At 41.8% G+C, this 9753-nt stretch carries 7 protein-coding genes; 3 read left to right on the top strand and 4 right to left on the bottom strand.

Annotation, left to right across the window (positions count from 1 at the left end):
- Positions 1-236: 236 nt before the first annotated feature.
- From ACWA6V_RS03110 to ACWA6V_RS03125, 4 genes are all read right to left on the bottom strand, one after another.
- A complete protein-coding gene (locus ACWA6V_RS03110; protein WP_449521132.1) occupies positions 237-1382 on the bottom strand; it encodes a cellulose binding domain-containing protein in 1146 nt (381 codons plus the stop codon).
- A 123-nt stretch (positions 1383-1505) separates the two neighbouring features.
- Positions 1506-2117 (bottom strand): DUF2214 domain-containing protein, encoded by a 612-nt coding sequence (locus ACWA6V_RS03115; RefSeq protein ID WP_331351408.1) that lies wholly within the window; start codon positions 2115-2117, stop codon positions 1506-1508.
- Between the two features lie 240 nt (positions 2118-2357).
- Positions 2358-3458 carry a FecR family protein gene (locus ACWA6V_RS03120; RefSeq protein ID WP_331351409.1) on the bottom strand — a complete coding sequence of 367 codons (1101 nt, stop codon included), beginning with the start codon at positions 3456-3458 and terminating at the stop codon, positions 2358-2360.
- Positions 3459-3471: 13 nt separating this feature from the next.
- A complete protein-coding gene (locus tag ACWA6V_RS03125; RefSeq protein WP_331351410.1) occupies positions 3472-3999 on the bottom strand; it encodes an RNA polymerase sigma factor in 528 nt (175 codons plus the stop codon).
- An 815-nt stretch (positions 4000-4814) separates the two neighbouring features.
- Here ACWA6V_RS03125 and ACWA6V_RS03130 point away from each other — a divergent pair.
- The 3 genes from ACWA6V_RS03130 to ACWA6V_RS03140 all read left to right on the top strand — a co-directional run.
- Entirely contained in the window at positions 4815-8057 is a 3243-nt protein-coding gene (locus tag ACWA6V_RS03130; protein WP_449521133.1) for a DUF1592 domain-containing protein, read from the top strand.
- A gap of 116 nt (positions 8058-8173) precedes the next feature.
- Positions 8174-9466 carry a DUF1552 domain-containing protein gene (locus ACWA6V_RS03135; RefSeq protein ID WP_331351412.1) on the top strand — a complete coding sequence of 431 codons (1293 nt, stop codon included), beginning with the start codon at positions 8174-8176 and terminating at the stop codon, positions 9464-9466.
- An 80-nt stretch (positions 9467-9546) separates the two neighbouring features.
- Positions 9547-9753 (top strand): hypothetical protein (locus tag ACWA6V_RS03140; RefSeq protein ID WP_449521134.1); only part of this gene is annotated, 207 nt, incomplete at its 3' end.

Consider the following 9753-nt stretch of genomic DNA (forward strand, 5'->3'; position numbering starts at 1 on the left):
ACTTGCGAACACCCTGAACGAATCGCTCGATTCAGGGCTTTACGACGGAGAGAGTCCAACACTAACAAAAGCTCATTTCCGTAATCTTCCAATCAAAAACTCAGAAGATTAAATAATGAAACTTCAACAATAAGACGATTAATGCCCTCAATTCCAATCTCTTACCAAGAAATTATTTCATTCTAAAAATTAATCTAACTGCACACCAGTATTTTTCATTAGTGTTAAAACATTGCCTATTGAACATCATAGAAAAGTACGAAGTTAACGGGGACTGCAGTGCTGATAGACTCAATATTGACCGCCTTCCGCAACTCCTCTACACCATTAGCCAATGCATAATCAGGCGCATTTATGATAACAGGTGACAGGCTCTGAACTTGAATACGGGTAGCTGACAATCTTTGTATTGATACCCTCGTGTTAATGACTCCACTCACGCCATGCAAATCTAAATTTGCGACAATTGCCTGTATTACAGCACCACCAACCGGAATATCACTTATTTGATTACCGTTGAGATTCACGGTTACGGTGGCATTAGGAAAGCTAACCACCTCAAATAGCAAACCGCGCATACGACCGTCTCGTACAGCATTTGATGTATTAACAGTATTAAGATCAATTACTAGAGTGGCGAGTCCATTACTGCTAATGCTTCCACTAACCCCAGTGAATGTATGCGATTCAACTGTGTTGACGTTTTTTGTCGTTGCAAAACTTAAATACGATGCAGCTGGGTCAAGATTCCAGTTGCCGATAGTGCTGACTTCTGAAGCATTAATGCTACTTGTGGCCGATGAGCGTGCAGAGGAAAGTGCTACTGAGCTTGATGACGAAGGAATTGTTGAAGTCGCAATGCTGCTTGAAGACTTACTCGCAGACGAAGGTGTTGCTGATGAAGGGGTACTACTTACTGCTTTACTTGAACTACTTAGGCTAACCGCTGACGATTTAGCTTGGCTTGAGCTCGATGCCCCGCCGCACACACCTCCGGCCAGTATTGGAATTTCTGCCGCAGCAGAACCTTTGCTACCATTTAAACCGAACTCCACCGCTTGGCCAGGCGGGATGCTGCCGTTCCATCCTAGATTCGTTGCGGTGTAGGGATTTCCACCATTCAAATTAGTGTTATATGCATTAGCGACGCGATCCTGCCCAGAATATTGCCAATTGACACTCCACCCATTAACAGCTGCGCCACTATTGTTAGTGATTTTTATAGTTGCATTAAAACCGCCATTCCATTGGCTATTGACTGAATACAGACAAGCGGAGAATGCACTTGTAGATGATGCCGAGGCTATCAGAAAAACCCCTAACGGATAGACGTATCTCGCGAATTTATGAAAGCTATTTTTTGATAATTTATTGTTAATCATGTTATTTCCTCAATAGTAAGAATCACTTTGACCAAATGAAAATTAGTCATTTAGACAGAAGCACAACTAAAAACAATGGTTTTACGTTAGTTACAGGTTACCCTCTCTACGAGGATTAATTTTCTATTTTGTTTTTCTTTCAATACTTCTAATTGTCCCCAGCTGAATTCTATCGGTTAGCAACGGCAATTCTTCGCGCCGCAAAAAACGTAGCAATTCACAAGAGAAAATAATTGCAACTATTAAAATAGACATATAAATAGACATGATGTACGAAAAATCAACCGTATCATTCCATGGACGTGCAATACCTAAGTAACATGCAAATAACCAAGACACTGATGATACGGCACCAGACAGTGTTACCAATACTTGTTCGACAACACTTAAATTAAGTAGCCCGTGGGTTCCAGTGACTCTCGGAAAACTATAATAATGCAGAAATACACCGTTTATTGTTAAAATCAAAACCACTGTAAATTTCGCCCATAACTTTTGATTTAGCAGATATTGCTGAGGATTTTCAAAATATCCAAGTACAACTAATAGAGCTCCAGATACCCATAAAAAAACCAACGCAACGGAAACAATTCGAGCAGATTTAATTAATTCATTAATGGCACCTTTACTCAAAGGGGCTCCTCGTGAGCGAATAATTGCCAGATCTTGAATCAATAAAATACCGATGGCGACACACGCCGCCAATAAATGAGCATAGATGATTAGCGTTTTCATAATTTTAATAACCAATGAAAAAAATGTTTCAAATTTTTATTGTTATAGTTCTGTCATAAAAAATACAATTTTATGGCTAATAGTGCGTGTAGAATTTAAAAATTACTTGGCACATTGAAGCTTTATTGTTTTAGATTTGATAATGGCCTATTGAAGCTCAATATCAATCATCATTAAGACGGGGAGGATGAAGAAATGCGCCCCTAAGGGCGATGAAAATTTATTGGTGTGGTTGGACAATTATTTCTTTGGGGGGGAGGAGCGAATAAAAACCCGCCCAGACGCATCACGTGTATATGCTACAGGTAACATTTTACTTAGAAGCGCAGGTAAAGAATCAACCTGCTCAATGTCGAAAGCAATGGTTACCTTAATATTATGCAAAGTTTCATCGAGAAGCACTTGATTCCGTGTATAACGGTTTACATCATCAATAACATCACACAATCGTGCATTGCTATATACCAAGCGACCACTCCTCCAGTTAGCAACGTTCGTTGATGCAATCTTCTCCACCGGCGAGAAGTCTTCACCATCATCGCGACTGACCTGCAGACCACCTGTAACCATGACCGACTGTGTGTCAACCACCGCCTTAGTATCGTCCAGAATACTTGATACTTTAACAACACCTTCAATTACGGCAATACTCACCCGACTACTAGTGCGATTGACATCAAACTGCGTGCCAACCACTCGGATCAACGTATCCCCTGTTTTAACATAAAATGGCATCTCTCGATTCTTTGCCACCTCGAAAAACGCCTGCCCTTCCAATAACTCAACATGGCGTTCACTTGCTGTATTCCAAGCGGCCAAACGCGACTTACCAGACAGAGTAACAAGTGTCCCATCAGGTAAGTGGATTTTCTGAATTTGGGCGATACCCGTTTGATATGATTGAACATCTACCTTATTACCAAGGAAATCATTAAACAGAAAAACTGACACAAAAAGGACAAACCCTACTACTGCAAATCGGCCCGTATGGGACCATCCAATTGCAGGTTCACTATCCCTTGTCGCGCCATCACGCAATAAGAAGATTCTTTTGAAAACCGTGAAGAATTCAAACATCCACGCTTGAACATGCTTGAAAAAATATTCCACAGAGAATGAATCAATAGAGTTCCTTAAACGCCTTCCTTCTTGCGTGGTAGCCAGCTCACCCAAATCACGCCATAGCACCTCGTAAGCCCGATAGGCTTCTTGATGCTCTCTACATTCATCAAACCAATGTAAAAACGCGCTACGTTCACTTTCTGTGACCGCATTTGATTGCATGAGAACAAACCATTCGCTGGCTTGCGTATTGATTGACTCTGTGACCTTGCTGCTCATTACTTCAGTCCCATTACTCACCGCATGCCTTTAGAGCCTTACGGCAATCTTCTAACGCTTTGGCTATGTGCTTTCTTACTACCGTTTCCGATAGACCCACTTGACGCGCGATTTCAGCATAGGATAAACCGTCAAATCGGCTCATCATTAATAATTGCCTGCGCCGACTTGGCATCGCCCACATTACTCGAGCAATAATGCCTAAGCGCTGGCGCGATTCATTTGCCCTCTCTGGCCCGATCGAATCCGTTGCCTCTTCCTCTAACTCAAACACCTCAGCGGAATATCCGTGGCGGACCTTATTGTGTCGCTTAATATCAATCGCAATATTACTACACGATTTATACAAGAAAGCGCGCGGGTTTTCGACAGACAAAACCCCATCTAATTCTGCAAATTTAGCAAATGCAGACTGCACGATATCTTCAGCGTCGCTTGCATCTACACCAAATTTACTAATGATGTAAGCGCAAAGCTCCTGCCGATGTTTAATATAAACTTCCATTACAAAAGCATCTTTGTTGTTATTTTGAGTATTCACAACCCCTGCCTGTCGAAACAATGTCGGACGAAGCAGTCTGATTTTTCGACCAGATGATCGAAAATATTTTAAACGATACCTCAGTGCAGACTGCCCAAAACCCAGTATAGACGGCTATCGCGGCGTCATCACATCGCTTACCTTCCGCCACACCGTCCCATAACTACACATGAGAAAATTCCATATTGGCATTAAGACGTAGCAGCGCTGCCAATCCACTCCCCTTAAATCAAATTTATGAAACCAACTACTCTCCTTAAATCATGCCTTATAACAAAAACATGCATGACAATGGAAATCTAAATACCAATTAGATATATATGAGGGAGGGCTGAATTCAACACCATTACCGTCTTAATGGACAGCTTATGTGAAAGCCGAATGTTTACACGTCGAATAAGTCGATCAATATTTTTCGATTTGACATTAAGAATTTTGCAATCACATCGGCTAGCTGTTGGGACAATCCAAACTATCTACCAATTACTGCGGCACATGATAAATATAAAAATGGAAATAGTATTTGATCAGAGGTCCTGAAAAATCTCAAAACTGATGATCGAATGATTGCAGAAAAACTATAAAAACATCAGAGGCTATTTATAGCTGAACATAAAGCGCCTCTGTATCCATGAGCTCACAAAATCAAAATGCCCATCACTCATCACTGAATTTTTAACCGGTAAGCAATTAATTATGGGAGATCTATATCAAATGAGCCAACAGTTTTAATAAACATAAAAATTGGCAGTTGGTGCGGGGCTTTCAGGTACGAAATATCCGTTTTACATCTAACGAAACCTATGAGAAAAATCATGAAACAAATATTCAAGATTTCAGCGTTATCGCTAGGCATTACATTCACGGGTGCTACAGCTGCGGCTGACTTATGCAATGTAACCTATCAAGCGCAAAGTAACTGGGGTAGCGGTGCGCAACTTCAGGTCACCGTGGTCAATAATGGCTCAAGTATTAATAACCCTACACTTAGCTGGAGTTATTCCGGCAGTGAAAGTTTAGTTAGCTTTTGGAATGCTTCATCGGTAACCCAAAGTGGAAAAATCTTTACAGTAATAGAAAATGGTAGTGTTTCTACGGGAGGTTCTTTTGATTTCAATATAATTATTAATAATCCTGGAGCAGCACCAAGCGATTTCTTATTAAATGGAGTGAGTTGTAAGACACCAGTTGGCACGGGATCGGTCGCATCTAGCAGTGTGCAGACAGCTTCATCTATTAAATCTTCTGTGTCTTCCTCAAAATCATCCACTCCAAATTCTTCATCATCTGCTGGTACAACGAATACAGCAGCGTGGATTCTTGACGACAGCACCTCAATGTTGAATATGGTTACTGTTAAAAAAGAACATGTGGCGGAAATTGGCGGATTTTCGCAACTAAAAGGCTCCGTAGACAAAAATGGGCTTGCAACGCTACAAGTGGATCTGAATAGTGTCGATACACTCAATGCAACTCGTGACTCACGTATTCGTGAATTCTTGTTCGAAACCAGCCTTCTGCCCCATCTCTATTATTCGGTCCAACTTAACCTTGCTGAAATCAACGCAATGCAAGCAGGAAGCACCAGTATTCAAACTTTAAATGGGTCACTTATATTACATGGGGTCAACACCACAACACCTGCCCAAGTATTAATTACCAAGCTAAACAACGGAAAAATTTCAGTAACTTCTCTCAAGCCGGTGTTAATTAGTGCGCCCCTGTTCGATTTAAAGTGGGGAATAGAATATATACGATCACTTGTAAGTCCAATCCCATCAAGTATTGGGCATACCGTACCAATCTACTTCAACCTGAACTTTGCAGCGAACAGTAATCCTGCAGTGGCAGCGTTAAACATCCCAAGCATTCCTACAACTCCTGTCAATTTAAATGCCACTAACAATTCCGGCGGTATGGTTACCTTAACTTGGGCAGATGTTAGTAATAATGAAACAGGCTTTATAGTTCGCCGTAAAGATAACACTGGCTACTGGAGTAAAATTCAAAACCTTTCAAGCAACCAAATTATGCTGGAAGATTTACTCAGCAATACAGGAACATATGACTATAAAGTAATCGCGCTAAATGGCAGCGTTCCTTCGAGCCCTACCCCAATAGTCACTGTCATTGTGGATAATATAACTATAGATCCAGTCATTACTGGGAAAACCCACTACCAAGCCATGTGTACGGGATGTCACGGTGCAGATGCAAAAGGATTGGGCGGAGCCTTTCCTGCGCTCAATGTAAAAAGAGAAGGTGCATTGCGTGAAAGCATGATCAATACAATTGTCGCTACAATGCCAAAAGGTGCTGCTGGCACTTGTGATAGAGAATGCGCTGAGACCATTGTTGCTTATCTTGATGCTACATTCTGGCAAGAGCCCCCACCCGTTTATAACGAAGAAATAAGCTGTACCGCTCCTGTTAATTATGGTGCCCGTCAATTGCGATTCCTTACTCGCGAAGAGTACCAAAATTCTATTAATAGTTTATTGGGAAGTGGTTTTATTGTGGACTCCCTTCCTGGAGATTCTATGCTGGGTCATTTCATAAGTAACACTCAAAGAGTTATGAATTCCGGAGCTTATGAGCAATATTTACTCACCTCAGAAAAAATCGCCAAATGGTCAGCCGATAGGAATTTTTCAGGTGTTGTAAATTGTAACAATAATTTCAATCAGGATTGCGCGAACAAATTAATCAACGAGTTTGCCCCAAGGATATTTAGACGCTCACTCGACAACCAAGAGAAGCTCACTTATACCAGCATGGCTAATGGTAGCAAAACCAATGGTGATGTTAAGGCCGGTATGCAATTGGCATTGGAAGCCATGCTGGCAGCCCCGCAATTTTTATATCGCCATGAAGTTGGGGAGAGAAATCCAGCTAATACCGCTCTTGCAAGTGATGCTTATCAACTTACCGCCTATGAAATGGCAACTTGGTTAGCATATACCTACACGAATACCACACCCGACGCGCAATTACTGAGTAAAGCAGCCAGTGGTGCCTTAGTACAGGAAAACGAGATAACTACAGAAATTACCCGCTTAATGCAAAGTACCGCGTTTAAGGAAAAATTGGGAACATTTGTGAATAGCTGGTTGGCAACAGATTCACTGAATAATGTCGCCAAAGATCCAGGAACTTATCCAACATTAGATTTCAATGCACTTATTCCGCATATGCAACAGGAGTTAGCTGTTTTCTTCAGTGATTTAATGCTGGATCCAAATGGAAAGTTCGAAACGCTTTATAACGCGGACTACACATATGTTAACGGACCACTTGCTCAACATTATGGTATTAATGGTGTTAGTGGTAACCAATTTGTTCGAGTAGCAACAACTAATCGAGGCGGAATTCTTGCAAATGGCGGATTCATGTCACGCTGGGCCGATGCAATTGAACCATCACCAATTCGCCGCGCCGTTAGAGTCCGTGGTCGCATGCTCTGCCAGGATGTTCAAGACCCACCAGCAAACGTTGGCATAGGCCGCGAACAATTGCTGGAAATACATAAACAAGAACTTGCGAATCCAATGACAACCAACAAGAGACGGTTCGAGCTGGTCACAAGTCTGGAGTCCTGCAAAACCTGTCATGAATATATTATTAATCCACTTGGTTTTGGATTAGAAGATTTTGACTCTGTAGGCAACCCACGGACAATTGACACCAAAGGTAATGCTGTAAATGCGAGCGGAACTCTGTATGCACCACAAGCATGGAGTAATAACTTTGCAAGCACTGCTTATTCATTCGTAGGGGCAAAAGAACTCGGGGACACTATGGCAACTTTACCTACAGCACAAAGGTGTCTTCCACAAAATCTATTCCGCTATACCACTGGGATCGGCGTAGAGGATGGTTGGCAACAACACGGTGACTATGTTTTGGTGGATGAGGCGGAAATAAAAGCTTATGCCTGCGATGTCCAGGATCTGAAACATACCATGATGGAACAAAGCCCTCGAAAAATGCTGGAGCAATTGGGTGTGTTGGATACCGTAAGATATCGCAAAGCTTGGGCGCGACCAACCAATATGTAATGAGTAAGAGAAAGTACGCAATCCTAAAATTGCGTACTTCCCTAAAAAACCTAAATATAAACTCAAACATATAACTATTCGATCCTGTAATTCGAATCTAATTGAAGGTATAAAAAATGAAAAAGCCGAACATAGATCAATTTGATAAAAAACGTAGAGACCTGATAAAGCTAATAAGTGCTGCAGGAATTTCGAAAGGTTTGTTACGTGCATCTCCATTAGTATCTGCAATGATGTATTCCCGTATGGCAGAGGCACAAAGTAGTGTTGATAAAATCGTGACACTTTACATTGGTAATGGAGCACTACCGGAAATGTGGCATGGACAGCCGGGCAACTTACCTCCATTCTCAGCCCCCCTAAACGAAGTAGCAGATAACATCCTCATGGTTGATGGTGTGCAAGCTCGCAATCCGCACGTAGGACAAAACCTTGGGCATGGGATTATTAAACTACTCATGAATAAAGGTTGGGGCGGTGGTGAAAGCTTTGACGTCAATATGGGACGCATTCTTGGTGCCGGAAAGCGCCATGCATATCTTATCGGTAACATTCACCAAAATTTTAACAATCAAACAAACGGAGTCTCGCGCGATAGCGGTAACGATGCGCACACCTATCAAAATCCAATGACAATGTTTGAGGCAATTTTTGGTGCCGGTACAGCTACGCCTGCTACTACTAATGTTAAAAAACATATTGTCGACGGACATTTGGAAGCGGTTAAAGCATTGCAATCGAAATTAGGGCAAGACGAAAAAATCCGTCTTGATGCCCATTTAACTGCTATCGAAGAAAAAGCAAATCAGCTGGCATCGGACCCGGGAACTGGCGGCGGTGGCGGCTCCTGTGGATCACCCGCTGCTCTGGGTGCATTTCCATTAAACATGGGGACTATTCGTGAACAATTCAGAGCCTTTACCGATGTTTTTGCGTTGGCAATGAAATGTAATCTTACCAACTCTGCAATGCTATATTTTGGTGATGATAACGCAGAACTTTCTTTTTCTGGCGTAAAAGTAGGTAATGACGCTTACAACGGAACAATGCATACCGCCGCCCATGACCATAACAACGGCAGAAAATCAAATAGTTGCTGTGATCAATATCCACAATGGTTAGCACAACGATCCGAAGCAACAAAACTACAAGCTTATATGATTAAAAAATTCAGGGACGAAGGCTTATTAAGCTCAACCATTGTTGCCCAAGTTTCTGACGCAGGTAACGGAGATGCGCACGATGCAGCAAGAGTTCCGATTGTAATCGCGGGTGGTGGCGTGGGGAATCGGCGAAGCATTAATGCCAGTGGAGCTAACTCCCATGATGTATGGCACTCGCTAGCGGTTAAACTCGGCGCGAATGAAAGCGGTCGTTATCAAGGATTCAGCAATAAGACAATTTTTTAAAACTTCTGCGATTAAATAAGAAGCTGGCTGCAAAGTCAGCTTCTTATTTTAACTCCCTATAATTTCTAGATGAGATGTGTATGCATCGCCTTAAATACTTCACCAACATCACGCCAATAGTGCTTTTTATAATTGCCAGTGGTTGCTCCAAAGACGGCACAAAAAGCAATGATACTCCAAAAAATATAAGCTCAGACATAAACACCATTGCAGTTATATATCAGGAAATAAATGACTCAGGAATTACATGGGCTGGTAATTATACAAAAGATAACATCGATACCTGC

This window comes from Cellvibrio sp., assembly GCF_053579595.1.

Excerpts from the sequence above, each read along its gene's own strand:
- ACWA6V_RS03110 (WP_449521132.1), bottom strand. The coding sequence starts at position 1,382 with ATGATTAACAATAAATTATCAAAAAATAGCTTTCATAAATTCGCGAGA.
- ACWA6V_RS03115 (WP_331351408.1), bottom strand. The coding sequence starts at position 2,117 with ATGAAAACGCTAATCATCTATGCTCATTTATTGGCGGCGTGTGTCGCC.
- ACWA6V_RS03120 (WP_331351409.1), bottom strand. The coding sequence starts at position 3,458 with ATGAGCAGCAAGGTCACAGAGTCAATCAATACGCAAGCCAGCGAATGG.
- ACWA6V_RS03130 (WP_449521133.1), top strand. The coding sequence starts at position 4,815 with ATGAAACAAATATTCAAGATTTCAGCGTTATCGCTAGGCATTACATTC.
- ACWA6V_RS03135 (WP_331351412.1), top strand. The coding sequence starts at position 8,174 with ATGAAAAAGCCGAACATAGATCAATTTGATAAAAAACGTAGAGACCTG.